Source organism: Kitasatospora sp. NPDC043949 (genome assembly GCF_056435365.1).
In genome coordinates this window covers 61,837-84,381 of the sequence record NZ_JBWKEQ010000009.1, presented here as the reverse complement: position 1 = coordinate 84,381, position 22,545 = coordinate 61,837, and the positions used below count along the sequence as shown (strand labels likewise).

The 22,545-nt window shown below is 73.8% G+C and carries 21 protein-coding genes, 1 tRNA gene and 1 other RNA gene; 7 read left to right on the top strand and 16 right to left on the bottom strand.

Annotated elements, in window-relative coordinates; translation table 11 throughout:
- Positions 1-190: 190 nt before the first annotated feature.
- Positions 191-2,164 (top strand): S9 family peptidase, encoded by a 1,974-nt coding sequence (locus tag AC07AL_RS10220; RefSeq protein ID WP_478317303.1) that lies wholly within the window; start codon positions 191-193, stop codon positions 2,162-2,164.
- A complete protein-coding gene (locus AC07AL_RS10215) occupies positions 2,161-2,712 on the top strand; it encodes a hypothetical protein (protein WP_478317302.1) in 552 nt (183 codons plus the stop codon). The genes AC07AL_RS10220 and AC07AL_RS10215 overlap by 4 nt, the downstream gene beginning before the upstream one ends.
- 86 nt (positions 2,713-2,798) lie before the next feature.
- On the opposite strand, the gene AC07AL_RS10210 is transcribed toward AC07AL_RS10215, so the two are convergent.
- The 10 genes from AC07AL_RS10210 to ffs all read right to left on the bottom strand — a co-directional run bounded on the left by AC07AL_RS10210 (position 2,799) and on the right by ffs (position 13,017).
- Positions 2,799-3,590 carry an SURF1 family protein gene (locus AC07AL_RS10210; RefSeq protein ID WP_363579720.1) on the bottom strand — a complete coding sequence of 264 codons (792 nt, stop codon included), beginning with the start codon at positions 3,588-3,590 and terminating at the stop codon, positions 2,799-2,801.
- 178 nt (positions 3,591-3,768) lie between these two features.
- Positions 3,769-4,956 (bottom strand): hypothetical protein, encoded by a 1,188-nt coding sequence (locus AC07AL_RS10205; RefSeq protein WP_478317301.1) that lies wholly within the window; start codon positions 4,954-4,956, stop codon positions 3,769-3,771.
- Positions 4,949-5,494, bottom strand: a complete 546-nt coding sequence (locus AC07AL_RS10200) for a SigE family RNA polymerase sigma factor (RefSeq protein ID WP_363579722.1) — start codon at positions 5,492-5,494, stop codon at positions 4,949-4,951. Before AC07AL_RS10200 ends, AC07AL_RS10205 begins: the two co-directional genes overlap by 8 nt.
- Positions 5,495-5,886: 392 nt before the next feature.
- A complete protein-coding gene (locus tag AC07AL_RS10195) occupies positions 5,887-6,966 on the bottom strand; it encodes an aspartate-semialdehyde dehydrogenase (protein ID WP_363579723.1) in 1,080 nt (359 codons plus the stop codon).
- Complete coding sequence (locus tag AC07AL_RS10190) at positions 6,963-8,243, bottom strand: aspartate kinase (RefSeq protein ID WP_063348651.1); 1,281 nt, start codon at positions 8,241-8,243, stop codon at positions 6,963-6,965. Before AC07AL_RS10190 ends, AC07AL_RS10195 begins: the two co-directional genes overlap by 4 nt.
- Positions 8,244-8,668: 425 nt before the next feature.
- A complete protein-coding gene (locus tag AC07AL_RS10185; RefSeq protein WP_363579724.1) occupies positions 8,669-9,418 on the bottom strand; it encodes a DUF5063 domain-containing protein in 750 nt (249 codons plus the stop codon).
- Positions 9,411-10,010: a recombination mediator RecR gene (recR, locus tag AC07AL_RS10180; RefSeq protein WP_363579725.1), complete on the bottom strand. Its 600-nt coding sequence runs from the start codon at positions 10,008-10,010 to the stop codon at positions 9,411-9,413. Before recR ends, AC07AL_RS10185 begins: the two co-directional genes overlap by 8 nt.
- A gap of 181 nt (positions 10,011-10,191) precedes the next feature.
- Entirely contained in the window at positions 10,192-10,530 is a 339-nt protein-coding gene (locus AC07AL_RS10175; RefSeq protein WP_063348649.1) for a YbaB/EbfC family nucleoid-associated protein, read from the bottom strand.
- A gap of 121 nt (positions 10,531-10,651) precedes the next feature.
- A complete protein-coding gene (locus tag AC07AL_RS10170; RefSeq protein ID WP_400986146.1) occupies positions 10,652-12,832 on the bottom strand; it encodes a DNA polymerase III subunit gamma and tau in 2,181 nt (726 codons plus the stop codon).
- Positions 12,833-12,920: 88 nt separating this feature from the next.
- Positions 12,921-13,017, bottom strand: an RNA gene (ffs, locus tag AC07AL_RS10165) — signal recognition particle sRNA small type.
- A 107-nt stretch (positions 13,018-13,124) separates the two neighbouring features.
- Between ffs and AC07AL_RS10160 the strand changes: the two genes are divergently transcribed.
- Positions 13,125-13,209, top strand: a tRNA-Ser gene (locus AC07AL_RS10160).
- 92 nt (positions 13,210-13,301) lie between these two features.
- Here AC07AL_RS10160 and AC07AL_RS10155 read toward each other — a convergent pair.
- Positions 13,302-14,381 (bottom strand): TerD family protein, encoded by a 1,080-nt coding sequence (locus tag AC07AL_RS10155; protein ID WP_478317300.1) that lies wholly within the window; start codon positions 14,379-14,381, stop codon positions 13,302-13,304.
- A gap of 963 nt (positions 14,382-15,344) precedes the next feature.
- Here AC07AL_RS10155 and AC07AL_RS10150 point away from each other — a divergent pair.
- Positions 15,345-15,836, top strand: a complete 492-nt coding sequence (locus AC07AL_RS10150; RefSeq protein ID WP_363579742.1) for a hypothetical protein — start codon at positions 15,345-15,347, stop codon at positions 15,834-15,836.
- 49 nt (positions 15,837-15,885) lie between these two features.
- Here AC07AL_RS10150 and AC07AL_RS10145 read toward each other — a convergent pair whose 3' ends face one another.
- Entirely contained in the window at positions 15,886-16,845 is a 960-nt protein-coding gene (locus AC07AL_RS10145) for an aldo/keto reductase (protein ID WP_478317299.1), read from the bottom strand.
- A gap of 165 nt (positions 16,846-17,010) precedes the next feature.
- Between AC07AL_RS10145 and AC07AL_RS10140 the strand changes: the two genes are divergently transcribed.
- On the top strand, positions 17,011-17,427 hold the full coding sequence (locus tag AC07AL_RS10140) for a VOC family protein (protein ID WP_363579744.1): 417 nt from the start codon (positions 17,011-17,013) through the stop codon (positions 17,425-17,427).
- A gap of 1 nt (position 17,428) precedes the next feature.
- On the opposite strand, the gene AC07AL_RS10135 is transcribed toward AC07AL_RS10140, so the two are convergent.
- Both AC07AL_RS10135 and AC07AL_RS10130 read right to left on the bottom strand, forming a co-directional pair.
- Entirely contained in the window at positions 17,429-18,136 is a 708-nt protein-coding gene (locus tag AC07AL_RS10135) for a helix-turn-helix domain-containing protein (protein WP_363579745.1), read from the bottom strand.
- 109 nt (positions 18,137-18,245) lie between these two features.
- Positions 18,246-19,769 carry an MFS transporter gene (locus AC07AL_RS10130; RefSeq protein WP_400989045.1) on the bottom strand — a complete coding sequence of 508 codons (1,524 nt, stop codon included), beginning with the start codon at positions 19,767-19,769 and terminating at the stop codon, positions 18,246-18,248.
- Positions 19,770-19,984: 215 nt separating this feature from the next.
- Between AC07AL_RS10130 and AC07AL_RS10125 the strand changes: the two genes are divergently transcribed.
- Positions 19,985-20,737, top strand: a complete 753-nt coding sequence (locus AC07AL_RS10125; protein WP_478317298.1) for a TetR/AcrR family transcriptional regulator — start codon at positions 19,985-19,987, stop codon at positions 20,735-20,737.
- 7 nt (positions 20,738-20,744) lie between these two features.
- Here the strand turns inward: AC07AL_RS10125 and AC07AL_RS10120 are convergent, their stop codons facing one another.
- Together AC07AL_RS10120 and AC07AL_RS10115 are read right to left on the bottom strand one after the other, a co-directional pair.
- Positions 20,745-21,518, bottom strand: coding sequence for an isocitrate lyase/PEP mutase family protein (locus AC07AL_RS10120; RefSeq protein WP_478317297.1), 774 nt, complete (start codon positions 21,516-21,518; stop codon positions 20,745-20,747).
- Complete coding sequence (locus tag AC07AL_RS10115; RefSeq protein WP_400843079.1) at positions 21,515-21,676, bottom strand: hypothetical protein; 162 nt, start codon at positions 21,674-21,676, stop codon at positions 21,515-21,517. The genes AC07AL_RS10120 and AC07AL_RS10115 overlap by 4 nt, the downstream gene beginning before the upstream one ends.
- Before the next feature lie 177 nt (positions 21,677-21,853).
- On the opposite strand from AC07AL_RS10115, the gene AC07AL_RS10110 reads away from it, so the two are divergent.
- Complete coding sequence (locus tag AC07AL_RS10110) at positions 21,854-22,540, top strand: ArsR/SmtB family transcription factor (protein ID WP_363627836.1); 687 nt, start codon at positions 21,854-21,856, stop codon at positions 22,538-22,540.
- The last annotated feature ends 5 nt before the right edge of the window (positions 22,541-22,545 follow it).

Here is a 22,545-nt window from a genome sequence, read left to right as displayed (position 1 = left end):
AGGTCGGTGTCGGGCAGGGCGGTGAACACGGGTGGGTCTTTCTCGGGCAGGGCCTGGGTGGGGGGGCCCGGGGGGGGGGGGGGGGGGGGGGGGGGGGGGGGGGGGGGGGGGGGGAGCGGCGCCCCCCCCCCCGCCCCGTTCCGTCGCCCGCCCGTTCCGTTCTGTCCCCCCGATCGGGTTGGATGGTCGGATGAGCGAGGAGAAGAGCGCCGTACCGGCGTGGGAGCAGCGGTTCAGGGCAGCACGGGTGTCACTCCCCGACTGGGCCGAGGACGCCCCCGACCGGGCGCTGTACGTGTCCAACGCGACCGGCACCTACGAGGTCTACGCCTGGGACCGGGTCACCGGCACCCACCGGCAGGTCACCGACCGGCCGAACGGCACCACCGACGCCGAGCTGTCCCCCGACGGCGCCTGGGTGTGGTGGTTCGACGACCACGACGGGGACGAGTTCGGCGTCTGGCGCCGCCAGCCCTTCGCCGGCGGGCCCGCGGACCGCAGCGCCGGCACCCCCGACGAGGAGGCCGTGCCCGGCCTCGCCCCCTCCTACTCGGCCGGCCTGGCGCTCGGCCGCGACGGCACGGTGGTCGTCGGACGTTCCACCGACGAGGACGGCACCACTCTGCACCTGCGCCGCCCCGGAGCGGCCGAGGCCGTCGAGATCTACCGGCACGCGGAGTACGGCGGCGTCGGCGACCTCAGCTACGACGGCACGCTGCTCGCCATCGACCACACCGAGCACGGCGACGCGATGCACTCCGCGATCCGGATCGTCCGCCTCTCGGACGGCACGAGTGGCACGAGCGGCACGACGGGCGAGCCCGCCGAACCCGTCGAAACCGTCGAAACCGTCGCCGAACTCGACGAGGTGACCGGCCGGGACGAGCCGCGCGGCGTCGCCTGCCTCGGCTTCGCCCCGGTCGACGGCGACACCCGGCTGCTGGTGGCCCACCAGCGCACCGGCCGCTGGGAGCCGATGATCTGGGACGTCGCCACCGGCGCCGAGACCGCGCTGCCGCTGCGCGACGAGCAGGGGCGCGAGCTGCCCGGCGACGTCTCCGCGCAGTGGTGCCCCGGCGCCGAGGCGCTGCTCGTCGAGCACGAGTACGAGGCGCGCAGCGAACTGTTCTCGTACACGCTCGCCGACGGTCGGCTGACCCGGCTGGACATCCCGCGCGGCACCGTCGGCGGCGCCACCGCCCGCCCGGACGGCACCGTCGAGTACCTGTGGTCCTCCGCCGCCGAGCCCTCCGCCGTCCGCTCCACCGCCGGGACGGTCGTGCTGCGGGCGCCCGGCGCGGTGCCGCCCGGCTCCGTCCCGGTCGAGGACATCTGGGTGGACGGGCCCGGCGGGCGGGTGCACGCCCTGGTGCAGCGTCCGGCCGGGGCGGGCGAGGGGCCCTTCCCGACCGTGTTCGAGATCCACGGCGGCCCCACCCACCACGACAGCGACTCCTTCGCCGCCGGCCCGGCCGCCTGGCTGGACCACGGCTTCGCGGTGGTCCGGGTCAACTACCGCGGCTCCACCGGCTACGGCCAGGCCTGGACCGACGCCCTGCACGAGCGGGTCGGCCTGATCGAGCTGGAGGACATCGCGGCCGTCCGGGAGTGGGCGGTCGCCAGCGGCCTCGCCGACCCGCGCCGGCTGGTGCTCACCGGCGGCAGCTGGGGCGGCTACCTGACCCTGCTGGGCATCGGCGTCCAGCCGGACAGCTGGACGCTGGGCGTCGCCGCCGTGCCCGTCGCGGACTACCACGCCGCGTACGCCGACGAGATGGAAGCGCTCAAGTCGCTGGACCGCACCCTCTTCGGGGGCACCCCGGAGGAGGTCCCGGAGCGCTTCACCGCCTCCTCGCCGCTCAGCTACGTCGAGCAGGTGCGGGTGCCGGTCTACATCAGCGCCGGGGTCAACGACCCGCGCTGCCCGATCCGGCAGATCGAGAACTACGTCGGGCGGCTGGAGCAGCTGGGCAAGCCGCACGAGGTCTACCGGTACGACGCCGGGCACGGGTCGCTGGTGGTGGAGGAGCGGATCAAGCAACTGCGGCTGGAGATCGACTTCGTCCGGCGGCACCTCGCCGCGGCGTCGGAGGCCGAGGCCGTGGCCGGAACCGAGACCGGGACCGAGGCCGGGACCGAGGCCGGCGACGGGGAGACGGTGTGAGGCGTCTGCTGACGCTCGCGGGGGTGGCGGTGGCCGGGGCCCTGGTGCTCACCGGCTGCTCGGGCGGGCACGGCGCCGAGGCCGCCTGCCCGCCCCCGGCCGGCCCCACGCCGACCACGGCCGCGCCAACCGCACCGGCCGCACCGGCCGCCACCGCGACCCGCGCGAGCGCAGCGGGGCCGAACGCGCCGGGGCCGGGGCCCGCCGTCGCCCGGGCGGCGTACGCGCCTGCGGCGGGCGAGGACGCGGTCCAGCTCGCCAGGGGATCCAGCGGGTCGAAGGGCTCGTCCGGCTCGAAGGGCTCCGGGTCGCAGGGCTCCGGCTCCAAGGGGACGAAGACCGGGCGCACCGTGCACCACCACATCGACCGCTACGACTCGAACGACGACGTGAGCGGCGGCCACGGCCGGTGCCACGACGAGCCGGCGTTCACCGAGTCGCCGACGCCGGTGCCGTCCTCCCCGACGGCGCCCGGTAAGCCGACGACCGCACCGGTCGTCCCGGCCCTGCCGTCCGCTCCCTCCGTCCCCGGCAAGCCAACCCGCTGAGGCGGGCCGGCCGAGCAGGGGCTGGCCGAGCAGGGGCCAGCCGAGCGGGGGCGGGCCGGCCGAGCAGGGGCGCCGGACCGCGGAGGTCAGTCCAGGACCGGGTCCAGTCCGAGGGCCCGGTCCTGCTCCGCCTCCCCCTCGCGGCGCACCAGGCGGAACCACATGAAGATGACGAAGCCCCCGAAGACGAACCACTCCAGGGTGTAGCCGAGGTTCTGGAACGCCCGCAGGGTGAGCCCGTCGCCGCCCTGCGGCTGGACCGTCGGCACCGGGGTCAGCCCGGCCGGCACCGCGTCGGCGGCGACCCAGCCGTCGTACCAGCCGTCGTACGCGAGCGCGTTGAGCAGCGCCGCCCGGTTGACCGTGCCGAGCTGACCGGCCGGCAGACCGCCCGCCACGGCGCCGTTGCTGCCACTGGACTCACCGGCCTGCAGCCGCCCGGTGACGGTCACCTGGCCGGGAGGCGGCGGCGCGGCCGCGGACGCGCCCTCGGCGGGCGCACCGGGCGCCCAGCCGCGGACCACGGCGGCGAACCGGCCGTCGGCGGTGCGCAGCGGGGTGAGCACGTAGTAGCCCTGCTTGCCGTCGACCATCCGGTTCGGGACGAGGAGCTGATGCTCCGCGTCGTAGCTGCCGGTCACGGTGACGGGCTTGCCGACGGTCTCGGTGGTCACCTGCGGGGTGGCCTGGTTGAGCAGGTCGTCGATCGGCCGCACATCACTCGAAGCGGTGACGGTCTGCTTGGTCTCCTGGTGCGACGAGAACCGGTCCTCGAACCGGCCGAGCTGCCAGGAGCCCAGCCAGACGCACACCGCCACGGCCGCGACGGCCAGCGCGGTGCCGCCGAGCCAGCGCGGAGTCAGGAGGAACCGGTACACACCCCCACGGTAACCACTCCTCACACCCGTCCCGGCCGCAGGGGTCCGCCATCGGCCGCTCCGGACCGGCTGGTCGCCCGTCCGACCCTGCCCGCCCGGCCCCGACCGCCTCCCCTGACCACCCCCTGACCGCCCGCCGCCGGACCGCCCCCTGACCGCCGCCGGACCGCGAAACCCGTCAGCCCGCCGGGGGCGTGTCCGACGGCTGCGACGCCGGTGCGCCCACCGCCTGGACGCCGCCGCGGTACAGGGTGCCGGCGCAGGCCACGGGGAAGGTCGCGGTGGCAACGGCAGGGCTGCCGGGGGCGGGGGTGTGGGCGATGGTGGCGGTGGCCGGCGCCGTGGTGGGGTTGCCGGTCGGGGTTGCGGTGGGGCTGGGGGCGTTGGTGGGCCCGGCGCTGGGGGACGAGCTGGCCTGGGGGTTGGTGCTGGGGACCGCCGAGGCGTCCGAGGCCGCCGGGGCGGCACCGGTGGCGGCGGCGGGTGCCTGGGAGGCCCCGGCGGCCTGGTTGGCGCCGCCCTGGCTGGTGGGCCCGGTGGTGGCGGTGCTGCCGCCGGAGGTGGGGCAGGTCCGGTCGGGGATCCAGTCGAACGACACCCGGTAGCCGGCCTGCGGGGCGAGGACGGGGGGCTCCGCGTCCATCGCGGGCAGGTCGCCGGCCGGGTCGCCGGCGGCGTGGTCGGCGGTGCGCACGCGGCTGCGGTCGGTCCCGCTCACCGCCGTGACGGCGACGGCACCGGGGCCGCCGAGCCGGCAGCTGCGGCCGGAGACGTTGTACACGGTGAACGAGCCGTGGATCCGGCCGTCGGCGTCGGCCGGGCCGACCTGTGCGCCGCCCTGGCCGAGGTCCGCCCGGGTGCAGAGCGGGGTGATCGGGCTGTCACCGGTACTGGCGGCGGGGGCGGCCGGGGCGGTGGTGCCATCGGCGCGGGTGGTGCTGGCGCCGGGGCTGGGTGAGGCGGTGGGGGTGCCGGAGGGTGACGCGGTGTCGCCGGTGCCGCTGGGGCCGGGCCGCGAGGACGTGCCGGTGCCGGGGGCGCCGCCGGCCCTGGTGCCGGTCGGTGCGGCGGGGGCCGGGCTGCCGGCGTCGGCCGAGCCGGGGCCGCCGGACAGGCCCAGGTGCTCACCGTCGTGCAGGGCGGGCAGGGCGACGGCGACGGCGAGGGCGAGGGCGACGGCGCCGGTCCAGGCTCCGCGCCGGGCGGCCCGGCGGCGGGGTACGGCGTACCGGATCCGCGGCAGGCCGCCGGGTTCGGGCTGGATGCCGGCGACGGCGCCGCGCATCAGGTCGCGGACGCTTCGTTCCTCGGCGGAGAGCCCGTCGCCCTCACCGTCCGAGGGCCACCGCCCGGCGCCGTCAGCCATGCCCGGCCTCCATCTGGATGCGCAGGGCGGCGAGTCCGCGCGAGCCGTAGGCCTTCACCGATCCGAGCGAGATGCCGAGGGTCTCGGCGACCTGCGCCTCCGTCATGTCCACGAAGTAACGCAGCACCAGAACCTCCCGCTGACGGCGTTGCAGACCACGGAGCGCGGCCTTCAACTGGTCGCGCTCCAGCGCATCGTAAGCGCCTTCTTCTGCACTGGCCATGTCAGGCATGGGCTTGGGCAGCAGGCGCAGGCCGAGGATCCGTCGGCGCAGGGTCGAGCGGGACAGGTTGACGACGGTCTGCCGCAGGTAGGCCAGGGTCTTCTCGGGCTCGCGGACCCGGCGCCGGGCGGCGTGCACCCGGATGAACGCCTCCTGGACGACGTCCTCGCAGGTCGAGAGGTCGTCCAGGAGCAGCGCGGCGAGCCGCAGCAGGGAGCCGTAGTGGGCCTGGTAGGTCTCGGTGAGCAGGTCCTCGCTGGTACCCGCGTCGGTACCGGCACCGGAGCCCGCCGCACCGGGTGCGACCGCGGTCATCTGGTCGTCTTCCGGCCTACTCGCCGGCCACGGGGCGCGCGAGGGGAAGGCCACCACGGCTCTCGCCGGGATGCCCGCCCCTGCTCCCACCATCACGTTCGCCACGCCCGTTGGACACTCGATCCCCTGTCATGGTTGCCCAGCCCGGGGGCCATTCTTCCGCATCGGCGGAAGAGGCCTCCAGGGGATTCCATCGGGATTCCGGACAGATTGTGTCGAGGAGCGGACACGTCCTCCCCGGATCGGGGGCCGCGCGGGCCCGGGAGCGGGCGGCTCCAGGCCTTCCCGGGCCATCTCCCAGGCCTCCTACCAGGCCTCTTCCTGCGCCCTCTCCCAGGCCTCTTCCCGCGTCTCTCCCGGGCTTCCTGCCAGGCCTCTTCCCGCGCCTTCTCCTACGCCGCTCCCGGCGCGCCTTCCTGCGTCACCGTCAGCTCACCCGCCACCAGCTCCGCGATCTGCAGCAGGTTGAGCGCCGCACCCTTGCGCAGGTTGTCGCCGCAGAGGAAGAGGTCGAGCGCGGCCGGCTCGTCGAGGGCCCGGCGCACCCGTCCGACCCAGACCGGGTCCGTCCCGACCACGTCGTTCGGCGTGGGGAACTCGCCGGCCGCCGGATCGTCGTACAGCACGACCCCGGGGGCGTCGCGGAGGATCTGCTGCGCGTGCTCCTGGGTGACCTCGCGTTCGAAGAGCGCGTGCACGGCCAGCGCGTGGGTGCGGACGACCGGGATGCGGACGCAGGTCGCGGAGACCTTGAGGGCGGGCAGGCCGAGGATCTTGCGGGCCTCGGCACGGATGCCGACCTCCTCGGAGGACCAGCCGCCGTCCACCAGGGAGCCGGTCCAGGGCACCGCGTTGAGCGCGAGCGGGGCGGCGAACGGCCCGTGGTCGGCGATCACCGCGCGCAGGTCGCCGGCCTGTCGGCCGACCTCGGTGCCGGCCACCAGGGCGGTCTGCTCGCGCAGCGCCGCCTCGCCGATCCGGCCCTCGCCGGAGGCGGCCTGGTAGGAGGCGACGACGAGTTGAACGAGCCCGTACTCGGCGTGCAGGGCGCCGACGGCCGCGATCATCGCGAGGGTGGTGCTGGCGGGGCTGGCGACGATGCCGCGGGCGCGCAGCCGCAGCGCGGCCGCGTTGACCTCGGGGACGACCAGCGGCACGTCCTCGGCGGTGCGGAAGGCGGCGGAGTCGTCGACCACCACGACGCCCTTGGCGGCCGCGATCGGCGCCCACTGGGCGGAGACCTCGTCGGGGACGGCGAACACGGCGACGTCGATCCCCTCGAAGGCCTCCTCGGCCAGCGGGACGACCTCGACCGGCACCCCGCGCACGACCGGCTTGCGGCCGGCCGAACGCGGGGAGGCGACGAGTCGGATCTCGCCCCAGACGTCCTGGCGCAGGGAGAGCAGGCCGAGCAGCACCTCGCCGACCGCGCCGGTGGCGCCGACAACGGCGAGGTTCGGCCGCCGGGTCATCGCCCGGTGCCTCCGTAGACGACGGCCTCGTCCGTCTCGCTGTCCAGTCCGAAGGCGCTGTGCACGGCGCGGACGGCCTCCGGCACGTCCTCGGCGCGGGTGACGACCGAGATGCGGATCTCCGAGGTGGAGATCAGCTCGATGTTGACGCCCGCGGCGGACAGCGCCTCGAAGAAGGCCGCCGTGACACCCGGGTTGGAGCGCATGCCCGCGCCGACCAGGGAGATCTTGCCGATCGCGTCGTCGTAGCGCAGCGACTCGTAGCCGATGCCCTCCTTGACCCGGCCGAGCGCGTCGATGGCCTTCTGGCCCTCCGCCTTGGGCAGGGTGAAGGAGATGTCGGTCAGCCCGGTCGACGCGGCGGAGACGTTCTGCACCACCATGTCGATGTTGACCTCGGCGTCCGCGATGGCGCGGAAGATGCGGGCCGCCTCGCCCGGCTTGTCGGGCACGCCGACGACCGTGACCTTGGCCTCGGACGTGTCGTGGGCGACTCCGGAGATGATGGCCTGCTCCATCTCGCCCCCTTCGGGCTTGTGCGGGTTCTCGTTGCTGACGATCGTCCCGGGAAGACCCGAGAAGGACGAGCGTACGTGAATCGGGATGTTGTAGCGCCGGGCGTACTCCACGCAGCGGTCGAGCAGCACCTTGGAGCCGGACGACGCCAGCTCCAGCATGTCCTCGTACGCGATCCAGTCGATCTTGCGGGCCTTCGCCACCACGCGCGGGTCGGCGGTGAACACGCCGTCCACGTCGGTGTAGATCTCGCAGACCTCGGCCTTGAGCGCGGCGGCGAGGGCGACGGCGGTGGTGTCCGAGCCGCCGCGGCCCAGCGTGGTGATGTCCTTGCTGGTCTGCGACACGCCCTGGAAGCCGGCCACGATCGCGATGTTGCCCTCGTCCAGGGCGGTGCGGATGCGACCAGGCGTCACGTCGATGATGCGCGCCTTGTTGTGGACGGAGTCGGTGATGACGCCGGCCTGGCTGCCCGTGAAGGACTGCGCCTCGTGCCCCAGCGATTTGATCGCCATGGCCAGCAGCGCCATGGAGATGCGCTCTCCAGCGGTCAGCAGCATGTCGAACTCACGGCCGGCAGGAAGCGGTGACACCTGCTCCGCGAGTTCGATGAGCTCGTCCGTCGTGTCGCCCATTGCGGACACCACGACGACGACCTCATGGCCGGCCTTCTTGGCATCAACGATTCGGCGGGCAACGCGCTTGATGCCTTCGGCATCCGCAACGGATGAGCCGCCGTACTTCTGCACGACAAGGCCCACGTGCGCTCCTCGACTTGTGTCGTCTTCCGGGGGCACCAGGCCCCCGCACCCCCGGGGAAAAGGGGCTGTGCGGTCGGCGCCAGTCTACCGAGCAGGGGTGCCACAACCGGCGCTTTCCATATGATGAGACGCCCGTTTCAGCAGGTGGTCGGCGAAACGGGCGGCACCACCGGCAGCTCTGCGGGCAATTCGCCACCGCCCCGAAGAATCGGCGGATCAACGGACGGTGATCCGGCGGGATTTCTTTTCCGCGCGGAATGCTGAGGCATTCGTCACAATCAGCCGACGACCGGCCGATGCCCGGCAGATGCCGGGCCGACGACCGCCGGGGGGCGCACCGAAAACCGGCGCGCGCCGGGGGCGACGTTCGGGCGTGCCGGAATCGCGCGGACGTGCCGGAATGGCACGGGCAGCGGAGGGCGGCGCTACCGCCCGAGGCCCAGCTCCGCCGCCATCAGGTCGCCGGCCTGCTGCTCCAGCTGCTCGTCGGTGAGCCCGTCGTCGTCGGTGTCGGCGCCGTCCGGCACCGCGCCGATCGGACTGTCCAGCCGGACGTGCGCGATCAGCGACTGCAGCGCCCGCAGCACCGCCGTGCAGGTCGTGCCCCAGTTGGAGAGGTACGAGAACTGCCACCACCACAGCGCCTCGCTGACCCGGCCCTCGCGGTAGTGGGTCAGCCCGTGCTGCAGCTCGCCGACCACGCCGGCCAGGTCGTCCGAGATCCGGAAGGCGTTCGGCTTCTCCGGCGGGCCGTACGGGTCGAAGACCTCGTGGTAGACGTCGATCGGCGCGAGCAGCTCGGCCAGTCGCTCGCGCAGCTGCTCGCCGTCCGGCTCCGGCCCCGCGTCGGGCTCGAAGCGGTCCTCCGGGACGACGTCCTCGATGGCGCCCAGCCGGCCACCGGCCAGCAGCACCTGCGAGACCTCCAGGAGCAGCAGCGAGACCGCGCTGCCCGGCTCGTCGCCCTTGGCGACCTCGGTGACGGCGAGCACGAAGCTCTCCACCGAGTCGGCGATCTGCACGGCGAAGTCGTCCGGCTCCGAACCGTGCGCGTGGATGTGCGGGGTGTGGCTCTGCGGCTCCCCGTGCGGCTGTCCGGGGGCCGGCTGGTGGGCCTGCCCGTGGGACGGCTGGTGGGGCGTGTGGGGCTGCTGGTCGAGCGTCCGGTCAGACATCGAGAAGTCGTCTCCCTTCGAAGGCGCGACCGAGGGTGACCTCGTCCGCGTACTCCAGATCCCCGCCGACGGGCAGGCCGCTCGCCAGCCGGGTCACCTTCAGGCCCATCGGCTTGCAGAGCCGGGCCAGATAGGTGGCGGTCGCCTCCCCCTCCAGGTTGGGGTCGGTGGCCAGGATCAGCTCGGTGACCGTGCCGTCCGCGAGGCGCGCCAGCAGCTCGCGGATCCGCAGGTCGTCCGGGCCGACGCCCTCGATGGGGCTGATCGCGCCGCCCAGCACGTGGTAGCGGCCGCGGAACTCGCGGGTGCGCTCGATGGCGACGACGTCCTTGGACTCCTCGACCACGCAGATGACTCCGAGGTCGCGGCGCGGGTCCAGGCAGACCCGGCACCGTTCGGCCTCCGCGACGTTGCCGCAGACCGCGCAGAACCGGACCTTGTCCTTGACCTCCAGCAGCGCGTGCGCGAGGCGGCGCACGTCGGTCGGGTCGGACTGCAGGATGTGGAAGGCGATCCGCTGGGCGCTCTTGGGCCCGACGCCGGGCAGCCTGCCCAGTTCGTCGATCAGGTCCTGAACCACGCCCTCGTACAACGTCGCGCCTTCCCTCGGATGGTCGGTGGTGCTCCGGTGCCATCATCCAACGAATCGGGCGCCGGACACACCGCCCGACGCCCGACTCCCACATAAATCACATGGGTCCGTTGTCTGAACTTCAGAACTTCAGGACCTCAGACCTGCCTGGTCGGAGCCCCCGTCCGGGAGCTCCCCCAGGTCAGAACGGCAGACCGGGGATGCCCCCACCCAGGCCCTGGGTCAGCGGGCCCATGCGCTCGGCCTGCATCTTCTGCGCCGACTGGTTGGCGTCCCGCACGGCCGCCAGGACCAGGTCGGCCAGGGTCTCGGTGTCCTCCGGGTCGACGGCCGCCGGGGCGATGGTCAGCGCCACCAGCTCACCGGCACCGGTCACCGTGGCCTCGACCAGGCCACCGCCCGCCGAACCGCTCACCTTCGTCTCCGCCAGCTCCTGCTGCGCCTGCGCGAGATCCTGCTGCATCTTCTGCGCCTGCTTCAGCAGCTGCTGCATGTTGGGCTGGCCACCACCGGGGAACACGGCTCACTCCTCGCTTCGTGCTTGCTGTCCTGCGTCGCCGTCCTGCCTGCGGTCACGTCCGCTTGCAGTCCCGCTCGCGTCGTCACGGCCGAGCCTACGTGCTGCCGGGGCGGGCCGTCGCTCAGTTGCCGCGGTGGTGGATCTCCTCCAGAACCGTCGCGCCCAGCTCCCGGATGATCAGCTCCTGACCGGAGAACGCCTCCTCGTTGAGGTCCGGGTCGTCCTCCTCCGGGATGTCGTCCTCCGGCGCCACCGCGCGCACCGGACGGGCCGGCGGCGCGGCCACCGGCGGCGGGGCCTGGACCGGCGCGGGCGCCGGGGCGGCCTGCACCTGCGGGGACGGCTGCGACCGGACCGGCGCGGGCACCGGAGCCGGAGCCGGCACCGGCGGCGCGGCGGCCGCCGGACGGGCCGGGGCCCCCCAGCCGCCACCGCTCGGGGCGGCACCGCCCAGGCCACCGCCACCGATGGCCGTACCGCCACCGAGGGAACCGCCCCCGGACGGGTCGACGATGCACTCGATCCGCCAGTCCACACCCAGCGCGTCGGTCAGCGCCTGGCGCAGCACGTCGTCGCTGTTGCTGCCGACGAAGCTGTCCCGGGCGCCCGCGTTGATGAAGGACACCTGGAGCACGCTGCCGTCGAACCCGGCCACCTGGCCGTTCTGGCTGAGCAGGATCCAGGTGAAGCGGCGGCGGTTCTTCACCGCCTCCAGAATCTGCGGCCACAGCTGCCGGACCTGCGCCGCGCCCTGTTGCGCGGCGGCCGACGCCGGCTCGGCGGGCTGCCCGGCCGGGGCGGGCGCGGGCGCCGCGGGGGCGGGGGCGGACACCGGGGCCTCGACGGCCTCGGCGGCCTGGGCCGGCGGCTGCGGCGCAGGGGCCGCGGCCGGGGCCCCGCCCGCCGGCGGGAAGCTGCGCGGGATCGGCCAGGCACCCGGCGCGGGCCCGGCGGGCGCCGCGGGGGCTGCCGGTACTGCCGGTGCGACTGGCGCAATCGGTACAGGAGCCGCCGCAGGGGCCGTCGCGACCGGCGCGGCCTGCACCGGGGCGGCCTCCGCCACCGGCGGAGGCGCCGGAACGGGCACGGCCATGGGCGCGGCCACCGGCACCCCCACCGCCATCGGCGCGGCGAACCCGCCGGCCGCCGCCCGGCGCTCCAGCTTGTCCAGCCGCGCCTGCAACGACAGCTCGTCGCTGTACGCGCCCGGCAGCATCACCCGGGCGCAGATCAGCTCCAGCTGCAACCTCGGCGCCGCGTTGCCGCGCATCTCGGTCAGCCCGGTGTTGACGATGTCCGCCGCCCGGCTCAGCTCCGCCGAGCCGAACGCGTCCGCCTGCGCCTGCATGATCGCGACCCGGTCCGCCGGGGCGTCGATCAGCCCCTTCTCCCCCGCCTCCGGCACGGTGGCCAGGATCACCAGGTCGCGCAGCCGCTCCAGCAGGTCGGCGACGAAGCGACGCGGGTCGTGCCCGCCCTCGACCACCCGGTCGATCACCTGGAACACCGTCGCCCCGTCGTGCGCGGCGAAGGCGTCCACCACCTCGTCCAGCAGCGCCGAGTCGGTGTACCCGAGCAGCGAGGTCGCCATCTGGTACGTCACGCCGCCCTCGGCGGCGCCGGCCAGCAGCTGGTCCATGACCGACATCGAGTCACGCACCGACCCGGCCCCGGCCCGGACCACCAGCGGGAACACCGAGTCCTCGACCTGGATGCCCTCCCGGCCGCAGACCTCCGCCAGGTAGTCGCGCAGCGTGCCCGGCGGGACCAGCCGGAACGGGTAGTGGTGCGTCCGGGACCGGATCGTCCCGATCACCTTCTCCGGCTCCGTGGTCGCGAAGATGAACTTGAGGTGCTCCGGAGGCTCCTCGACCACCTTGAGCAGCGCGTTGAACCCGGCTGAGGTCACCATGTGCGCCTCGTCCAGGATGAAGATCTTGTAGCGGCTGTGGACCGGCGCGAAGAACGCCCGTTCCCGCAGCTCGCGCGCGTCGTCCACACCACCGTGCGAGGCCGCGTCGATCTCGATCACGTCGATCGAGCCGGGCCCGCCGGTCGCGAGGTCGCGACAGGACTGGCACTCCCCGCAGGGCGTCGGCGTCGGCCCCTGTTCACAGTTCAGACAGCGGGCCAGGATGCGCGCACTCGTCGTCTTCCCGCAGCCGCGCGGCCCGCTGAACAGGTACGCGTGGTTGACCCTGTTGTTACGCAGGGCCTGCTGGAGCGGAGCGGTCACGTGCTCCTGCCCGATGACCTCCGCGAAGGTCTCGGGGCGGTAGCGGCGGTACAGGGCTAGGGACACACCCCCGACGATATCGGGACGCGCCGACAAACGCGTCGCCCCTCGCCTCGCCGCCGTCCCCCACCGCCCCCCGGCGACCGCCCGGGAACGCAAAGACCCCCCGTGCACCCGCCAGAGCCCTCTTACCCTTGCTGCCTTCCGGCCCTGGGGGGGTTCAGAGAGATAACGCCACACGAGGGGCTGACCCCCACACTACCGGATCCGAGCCCCGACGATCCACAGGCAACCCCACCCTCACGCCTACGGGATCGCTGGTCGCGACCACCCCCGAACATGTACTAAGCTCTCCCACGGAGGATTCGCCTAGAGGCCTAGGGCGCACGCTTGGAAAGCGTGTTGGGGGCAACCCCTCACGAGTTCGAATCTCGTATCCTCCGCCGGCAGAAGGCCCGGACCGTTTCGACGGCCCGGGCCTTCGTCGTTTTCCGCCTCCGGGCGCCGTGTCAGCTGGAGTGGGCGGGCGCTTCCCTCACTTGGTCTTGAACTCGACCGGGCCGGTGCTCATGCGGAAGTTGCCGTTGGAGTACAGCATCGGGCGGGCTTCCTGGTGGTTGCCGCTGTACTTCTCGACGTGGCGGATCTCGATGCCGCCGGGAGCGGTGAAGTCGATGAGGGCGATAGCGACCCAGTAGGACAGGTTGCGGTTGTTGAACAGCGGGACGGTGACAGTGGACCCGCGGCCGTCCGTGACGACAGCCCTGGCTCCGTAGGACTTGAAGGAGCCGGTGCCGTTCTCGACCGCGCTGTAGGCGCAGATCAGGACGTAGCCCTGGAGGTCGGGTCGGCGGATGGTGACGGTTTCGCGCCCGGGTGTGCGGGCGTCACCGTCGAGGGCGATGTACGGGGGTGCGGAGGGGGAGCCGAGTTGCCGGTAGTACACGACCTCCTCGGACCTGTTCGGCCTGGGGCCCTTGGGGGTGACGAGGCTGCGGGGCACGTGGAGGGCGTAGAGGTCGAGGTCGGCACCGGCCCGGCGGCGGTTCGCGCTGCCGCCGTTCCATTCCAGGCTGGCGGTGACGACGGGGGACGGATCGTCCTTGCGCATGCTGATCGTGGCCTGGCCGCCCTTGACGAGGGTGTCCGCCGCCAAGCCCGCCAGCCCGCTGGCCCAGCCCTGTCCGACCGCCCGGACCTTCCACTCGCCCTGGCGCCGGTACAGCTCGACGAGGACCGCCACGGTCTCCCCGCCGTCCATCGGCGGCGGAACGAACTTGAGCCGCGTGGACCCGCACTCGACGTCGGCGCGCGGGGTGCCCCCGGCGTCGAACCGGGCAGCGGGGTGGCCGACGTCGATGCTCGTCACAACGGCGATGCGCTCCACCGAGGCGGGGACGTGTCGGAGGTCCGCCGTGACGGTGCGCCCGGTCACCGTCACGCCGTCCTGCGACCGGTGGTTGTAGAACACCAGGTCGTGGTCGCCGCGGACCTTGCCGTCGGACCCGAGCAGCACGGCGGAGACGTCGAACGGCACACCCGAAGCCGCGACGGTGACCAGGCAATGGGCGCCGGGCAGGGGGGCGTTCGCGCCTTTGGGCAGCGTGATGGCCATCTGAGCCTCCTGTGGTGATCCGTCCATGGTGGCGGCAGTGGCTCGATCATGCAGGAGAACGACCAACCAGGGATCGGCTCCTTGGTACTCACCGGTCTCCCGCACCGATGGGCGCCGGAGGTCCCCTGGTCCCATTTCTGGTCTCATTCACCCCCGTCCAGCAGGGTTCAGCCGCCGCCCAGCGGTTGGCCCAGCTGCAGTTCAGGACAGGTGTGAACCCCGGCGGACGGCGTTCGGGAGAATTGGAAAGCGTGTTGGGGGCAACCCCTCACGAGTTCGAATCTCGTATCCTCCGCCGGCAGAAGGCCCGGACCGTTTCGACGGTCCGGGCCTTCGTCGTTCTGCGGTGCGGGGACACCACTGGGTGAACTCCGCGCGCCGGGCGGTTCGACTGCTGCATGACTTTGAGTTATGAGGCTTCACTCTTCGCGCACGAGGTTCTGGGGGCGGGTCTGCGCCGCGGCAACGTCCTCATCAGCAACTTCAACAACGCGCAGAACCAGCAGGGCACCGGAACCACCCTGGTCCAGGTCGACCCGGACAGCGCCGTCGGCGTGTTCGCCCGGATCGACCCGGCGAAGCTGCCCGGGCCCCGCCCCGGCGGCACCGAGCGGGCCCCCGCCCGGTGCCGGCGCCCCGTTCGGGCTCGCGGTCGACCTCGACCACGACGCCGTGTACTTCGTCGACGACGCCACCAACTTCCCGGACGTCCTCCACTGACCTGGACCGCCCACGCGGAGGGCCCGGACCGCCTCACACGGTCCGGGCCCTCGCCGGTTCCACGGCTCCGACCGGTCGACCGGTGCCGGAAGCGGCTTCCGCCCTCCCGCGCTACGCCGCGAGGGAGACTAATCGATCCATTAGTCCCGGAATTAGTCCAGGCTAGTACCTGGACACGTGGAGACATGACGTGCAAGTATCTGTCCTGCCGCCAGACAGGCGACACGTCGGAGGGGAAGAAACATGACGCAGGACAACCAGCAGTTCATCTCGGTGCCGGTGCCGGCTCAGTACGTCACGCAGGTGTACGCGTTCCTCGCGGAGCTCTCGGGAGCCGCTGCGGGGCCCGCGGTGGCGGCGCCGGCCGAGGGGGGGCCGCAGGAGGACGGCGAGTGGCCGTTCGTCGAGTGGACCGTGCAGGATCTGCGCCGGCTGACGGCCGACCCGCTGGACTCGGTGCAGGCGGTGACCGGGGTGCTCGACATCCTGGCGAAGCAGCCCGGCGAGCGGGTGAGTTACACGTCCCTGGTCGAGCTGCTCGACGTGGACCGGAAGCGGCTGCGCGGCGTGCTGTCCGCGTTCACCCGGGTCGTGCACAAGCACTACGGCCGGCGGAACTGGCCGATGAGCTGGGTGGAGGCGCTCAGTGACGGCGCCGAGTTCAAGTCGGAGTTCTTCTACACGGTGAGCGAGACCACCGCCAACCGGTGGCGGGCGGTCCGCGCGCAGGGCTGACGGCGCTCAGGACTGACGGCGCGCAGCCGGTTCGAGGCGGACGCCGCGGTCAGGCCGCGGTGTCCAGCCGTCGGCGCTGGTCCTCGTCGAGCACCAGGTCCAGGGCGGCCAGGCTCTCGTCCAGCTGGGCGACGGAGCTGGCGCCCACGACCGGGATCGTCGGCACCGGGTGGCCCAGCAGCCAGGCGAGCACCACCTGGTTGACGGTGGCCCCGGTCTCCTTCGCCACCTCGGCCAGGGCGGCCAACTGGGCCTGCACCACCGGCCACCGGTACTTCTCGGACAGCGGCCGGTCGGGCCGGCAGTACGCGCCGCCGAGCAGTGGGGAGTACGCCAGCAGCAGCAGCTCCGGCCGCCGCGCGACGTACGACAGCAGCTCCTCGTCGGCGTGCTTCTGGATGCCGAAGTCCGCGTCCGGCCGCGGCCGGAGGTAGCTGTGGCGCTGCTGGACGCACCGGTAGCCGGGCCAACTCCACTGCTCGGCGAGCTCGTTGGCGGTGGCCAGGTCCGCGGCGCTGTGGTTGCTGCAGCCGAGCCGGCCGACCTTTCCTTCGGCCACCAGCTCGGCAAAGGCCCCGAGGGTCTCCTCGACCGGGGTGGACGGGTCCGTCACGTGGGCGTAGTAGACGTCCACGCGGTCGGTGCCGAGCCGGCGCAGGCTGCCCTCGGCCGCGTTGCGCAGCGCGGCGGCGGACAGCCCCTCCATGTGCGCGGGGAAGGGGAGTTCGGGCACCGGGCGGGCTCCCGCCTTGGTGGCGAGCACCAGTTCGTCGCGGTTGCGCCGGCGGGCGATCCAGCGGCCGAGCAGTTCCTCGCTCTCGTACCCCGTCCCGCCGGGGGCCCAGAAGGCGTAGTTGTTCGAGGTGTCGACGAAGGTCCCGCCGGCCTCGGTGAACCGGTCGAGGATCGCCGTCGCGGTCTGCTCGTCCACGGTGGTGCCGAAGGTCATGGCGCCGAGGCACAGCGCACTGGCCTTCGGTCCGTCAACTCCGACACTGCGGTACAGCATCAGTCATCCCTCCCAGGGGGTCGTCGGCAACGGTGGTGCGCGCCGGGATCGGGTCACCGGAATCATTACCCCGGTCATGCCCGACTCGGCCAGTGTGCAGACCAGCCGGGAGACCGTCCGATTCGTTCAAGACGGGGCGTCCGGGCGCCGCCTACCGTGACGGGCATGAACAGCACACCAGCACCGCAGTTCGCCGTCGTGGGCCTCGCCGTCTCGGACCTGGCCGCCTCGATCGCCTTCTACCGGCGGCTCGGACTCGCGTTCCCCGACGGGGCCGAGCAGGAGCCGCACGTCGAGGCCGTGCTGCCGGGCGGGCTGCGCCTGGCCCTCGACCCCGACTCCACCATCCGCTCGTTCCACCCGGACTGGCGTCCGCCGGCGGGCGGCGGCCGGACGGCACTGGCGTTCCGGTGCGCCGACCCCGCCCAGGTGGACGCGGTCTACGAGGACCTGGTCGGCGCCGGGTACCACGGCGAGCTGAAGCCGTGGGACGCCTTCTGGGGCCAGCGGTACGCCGTGGTGCACGACCCGGACGGCAACGGCGTCGACCTGTTCGCGCCGCTGCCGGACGCCGCGGACTGAGTCAACGGGGCAGCAGGACGGTCGCCGGCACTCCCGCCAACTCCCGTACGTCACGCGCCAGATGGGCCTGGTCGGCGTAGCCCGTCCGGGCCGCCGTCTCGGCGAGGGGCACGCCGGAGCGGGCCAGCGCGAGGGCGCGCTGCAAGCGGAGGATCCGGGCCAGGGTCTTGGGGCCGTAACCGAAGGCGGTCAGTGAGCGGCGGTGCAGTTGCCGCGCGCCGAGGCCGACCGCCTCGGCGGTCGCCGCGACCGAGCGGCCGGCCGCCAGGGCATCGGCGACCGCCAGGACGAGCGGGTCCACCGGCCGCGCGTCGGCCGCCAGGCGCAGCGCCAACTCCTCCAGGGCCACGACCGGGTCGGGCGCCGCGTCGATGCGTCCGGCACGGCGGCGCACCTCGGCGCCGGGCCGGAGGTCCGCCAGGTCGACCCGCCGGTCGCGCAGTTCGTACGCGGGCACGCCCAGCAGGGCGGGGGCGGCGCCGGGCGGGAGGCGGACGCCCGCCCACGGGCCGCGCAGCCCCGGTCCGAGTTGGAAGGCGCGGGTGTCCGGCCCGGCGACGAGGAGCCGGCCCTCGGTCCAGAGCAGGTCCATGCAGCCGTCGGGCAGGACGAGCCCGGCCGCGCCGCCGCCCGTGCTCCCGACGGCCCGGCGCCTCCACACGACCGCTCCCGGCAGCTTCGACGCCCGCTCCGCGTACTCGGGGGACATGGGGCCCAGGCTACGCACCGCCGCCGGGGGTCGCCGGGGGGCGGCGACACACCGGCGGCACGCCGACGGCCCCGGCCGCACGGGGCGGGCGGGGCCGGGGCGAGCAGGCTCAGCCCACCCGCTGGACGACCTCCGCCTCCGCCGCGTCCTCCACCGGGCCCGCCACCGGAGCGGCCTTCCGGCCGTCCCGCATCAGCACCAGGGTCAGCCCCGCGGCCGCCAGGACGGAGATCCCGCCCGCCGTGAAGGTGACGGAGGCCGCGGTGTTGAACGCGTCGCGGGCGGCGGCGGCCAGTCCGCCGTCCCCGGTGCTCGCGGCGAGGGCGAGCGCGTCGGTGATCGCGTGCTTCCCCGCCGTGGGCGCGTCGGTGGGCATCGCGCCGGTGTAGGTGCTGGACAGGACGGCGCCGAGGATGGCCACGCCCAGCGCGGAACCGGACTGCTGGATGGTGTCGTTGAGCGCGGAGCCGACGCCGGCGTGCTCGCCGGGGATCGCGCCCATCAGCGCGTTGGACGCGGCCGGCATCCCGAGGCCGGAGCCGGCGCCCAGCACCAGCATGGCCAGGGCGACCTTGACGAAGCCGTCGCCGACCGAGAGCGTGGCCAGCAGCCCGAACCCGGCCGCGATGACCAGCATGCCGACCGAGGTCAGCACCCGCGGGGCGACCTTCCTGCCGAGCGCGGCACCGACGGCGTTGAACACCAGCGAGGCGACGGCCAGCGGGATGAACGCCAGGCCGGTGTCGGTGGGCGAGAACTTCAGCACGAACTGCAGGTACTGGGTGAGGACCAGCATCAGGCCGCCGGTGGCGAAGGTCAGCAGGACGAGCGAGAAGCTGGCGCCGGTGAACACCCGGTTGCGGAACAGCCCGAGCGGGACCATCGGCGAGTCGGTCCGGACCTGGCGGACGGCGAACCCGGCCAGCGCGAGCACCCCGACGGCGAGCGTGCCGAGCGTGCCGGGGCTGGTGATGCCGTCCCGGGGCAACACGATGATCGACCAGACCAGCGCGGTCATCCCGGCCATCGAGAGCACCATGCCGGGCAGGTCGGGCCGACGCCACGGCCCCTTGGACTCCGGCATCAGCACGACCGCCGCGATGATGGCGACCGCCGCGACCGGCACGTTGAGCAGGAAGACCGCGCCCCACCAGAAGTGCGCGATCAGCGCACCGCCGAGCACCGGCCCGCCGACCAGGCCGATCATGGCCACCGCGCTCCAGGCGGCGATCGCCTTGGGCCGTTCCTCGTCGTCGAAGACGGTGATCAGGATGGAGAGCGTGCTCGGCATGACCAGGGCTCCGCCCACCCCCATCAGCACGCGTCCGGCGATGAGTTGGCCGGGGCTGTCGGCGACGGCCGCGACCAGGGAGGCGGCGCCGAACAGCACCAGCCCGATGATCATCACCTTCCGCCGGCCGAACCGGTCGGAGAGGCTGCCCGAGGTGAGCAGCAGCCCGGCGAAGACCAGGATGTACGAGTCGATGATCCACTGGATGTCCTGGGCCCCGGCCTTGAGGTCCTCCGCGATCGGCGGGATGGACACCGTGAGCACCATGTTGTCGACCACCAGCACCAGGCTGCTGAGACAGAGCACGACCAGGATGAGCCAGCGACGCGGCTGACGGTCCACCGCGGTCCCCCTTCGAAGTGAGCGCGCCGGCCGCAGCCGGACGGAAGTCGTCGCGGGCACGCCGCACCCCGTCCCCACGGGGGCGGCGCGCTCCGCTCCGCACACTGTACGGAGACCGCACACTGTTCGCAAAGCCGAACAGTGTGCGGTGCGGCTTATGCTGAACGGAACAGCCGAGCCGAGCACAGGCGGGCGAAGACCGAGAGGAGGGCCGGATGACGGCCAGGTCGAAGGGCGTGCCCGGGACACCGTGGAGCCGCCCCGAGCGCCCCCGGCGCGAGCAGCCCGCGCTCAGCCGGACCCAGATCGTCGCGGAGGCCCTCGCCATCCTGGACGGCGACGGCATCGAGGCCCTGAGCATGCGCAAGCTCGGCGCCCGCCTCAACGCCGGCGCCACCTCGATGTACACCCACGTCGCCAACAAGGACGAACTGCTCGCCCTGGTCGTCGACGAGGTGTTCGGCAAGATCTGGATCCCCACGGTCACCGACACGGACCCGGCGGACTGGCGCACCACCCTCGCCGAGTGCGCGGCCAGCACGCGTGAGGTCGTCCTGCGCCACCCGTGGATGGTGTCGGTGATCGGCGACCTGGGGCTGGTCTACTTCGGGCCCAACTGGATGCGCCTCTCCGAGGCCCTGCTCACCTTCCTGGATGCGGCCGGCTTCACCCCGACGGAGGCCAACGACGCGATGGGGGCCCTGCTCGGCTACGTCATCGGGACGGCCAGCGTGGAGGCCTCCTGGCTGAGCGCGCTGGCCCGGCAGGGCCGGGACGAGCAGGGCTGGATGGACGAGCTCGTGCCCGCCGTCATCGAGGCCACCCGGGACTTCCCGCGCCTGCACCACCTCTACACCACCGAGGTCGGCTCAGCGACCGACGGCGGCCGCGACAGCGGCTTCACCAACGGCGTCCGACTGATCCTGGCCGGCATCGAGGCCACCCGGCAGGACCGACCCGACGGATGACGCACCGTCACTTTCCGCTCAGCTCCTGGACCTCGGCGTAGCCCGGCACCGGACCGACCTCATCGCCCGCACCGACGGCCGCCGCCGTGGCCACCGCCGCCGCCAGCGCGGAGCGGTACAGCAGCGAGCCGAGGCTGACCCGGGCCACCCCCAGCGCGGCAAGCTCGGCGAAGCCCGGACCGGTCGGCGTCCAGAGGACGTTGAGCGGGGCGGCCAGCCGTTCGACCAGCGCCACGATGGCGGCCGGATCGGCCAGCCCCGGGACGAACACGCCGTCCGCGCCCGCCTGTTGATAGGCCTCCAGGCGGCGGACCGTCTCCGGCCCGGGGTCGTGGCGCCCGGCCCAGCAGGTGTCGGTACGGGCGTTCACGAAGAGCTCCGGCACGGCCGCCTTCACCGCCGCGATCTTCGCCGCGAGGACGGCGGACGGCGCCAGGGTGCCGTCCGCCCGGCCGTCCTCCAGGTTGATGCCGACCACCCCGGCCTGCGCCAACTCGACGGCCAGGCAGGCGACTTCCTCCGGATCATCACTGAACCCGGACTCGGCGTCCACGCTCAGCAGGAACCCGCTACGGCCCAGCCGGCGGGCCAGCCGCACGGTCTCCGCGCGGGTGACGGCCACGCCGTCGGGCAGGCCGGCGGCGGCGGCCACGCCCAGGCTGGTGGTGCCGATCGCGGCGTAGCCCTCGGCGGCGAGGGCCGCTGCCGAGGCGTGGTCCCAGGCGTTCGGCAGCAGCAGCGGCCGGCCGGGGCGGTGGTGCAGGGCGGCGAAGGGGGTCATCGGGTCACCTCCGGGGAGTGGTCGCCGACGGCGCCCGCGCAGAACGCGGACCCGACGACGTGGTGGACGAGTCGGCGCAAGCCCCAGCCGGTGCCCGGCGAGTCGTCCAGGGCTGCGGTCACCTCGCCGCGGCGGGAGAACACCGTGGGATCGCCCATACCGGCCATCCTGGCTCCGGCTCGTTTCGGCCCGCGCCGAACCGTGCCGCCCCCGACCGCCCCGCCCCGCGGCGCCGACGGTTCGGCCCGCGCCAAACTGCGCCGCCCCCGACCGTCCCACCCCGCGCCGCCGACGGTTCGGCCCGCGCCGAACCGTGCCGGGGCGACCATGGAGGCATGTCGCTCGCCGCCTTCGCCGCCCTGCTCGCCGACCCCACCCGCGCCGCGTTCTGCACCGCACTGCTCGACGGCCGCGCCTGGACGGCCGGCGAACTGGCCCGGCACGCGGGCGTCGCGCCGTCCACGGCCAGCGAGCACCTGTCGCGGCTGATCGCCGGCGGGCTGCTGGCCGAGGAGCGGCAGGGGCGGCACCGGTACGTCCGGCTGGCCACCCCGGAGGTCGCCACCCTGATCGAGGACCTCACCGCCTTCGCCGGCCAGGGTGACCGGCCCACCCCGCACGGCCTGCGCGAGGCCACCCGGCAGAGCGCCGAGGCCCGCGCCCGCACCTGCTACGACCACCTGGCCGGCCGCCTCGGCGTGGCCGTCGCGGACGCGCTGCTCGCCCGCGGCCTGCTCACCGACGACGCCGGGCTCGCCGTCACCGGGCGCGGCCGGGCCTGGCTGGCCGCGCAGGCGATCGAGCTGCCCGAGCGGGCGGGCCGCCGGGGCGGGCGGCCGGTGGTGCGCAGCTGCCTGGACTGGACGGAGCGCCGCAGCCATCTCGGCGGGGCGCTGGGCGCGGCGCTCTGCCGGACGGCGCTGGACCGGTCCTGGGTGGAGCGGATCGGCTCCGGCCGGGCCCTGCGGGTCACCCCGGACGGCGACCGCGCACTGCGCGAGTTGCTCGGCGTCGAGCTCTGAGCGAT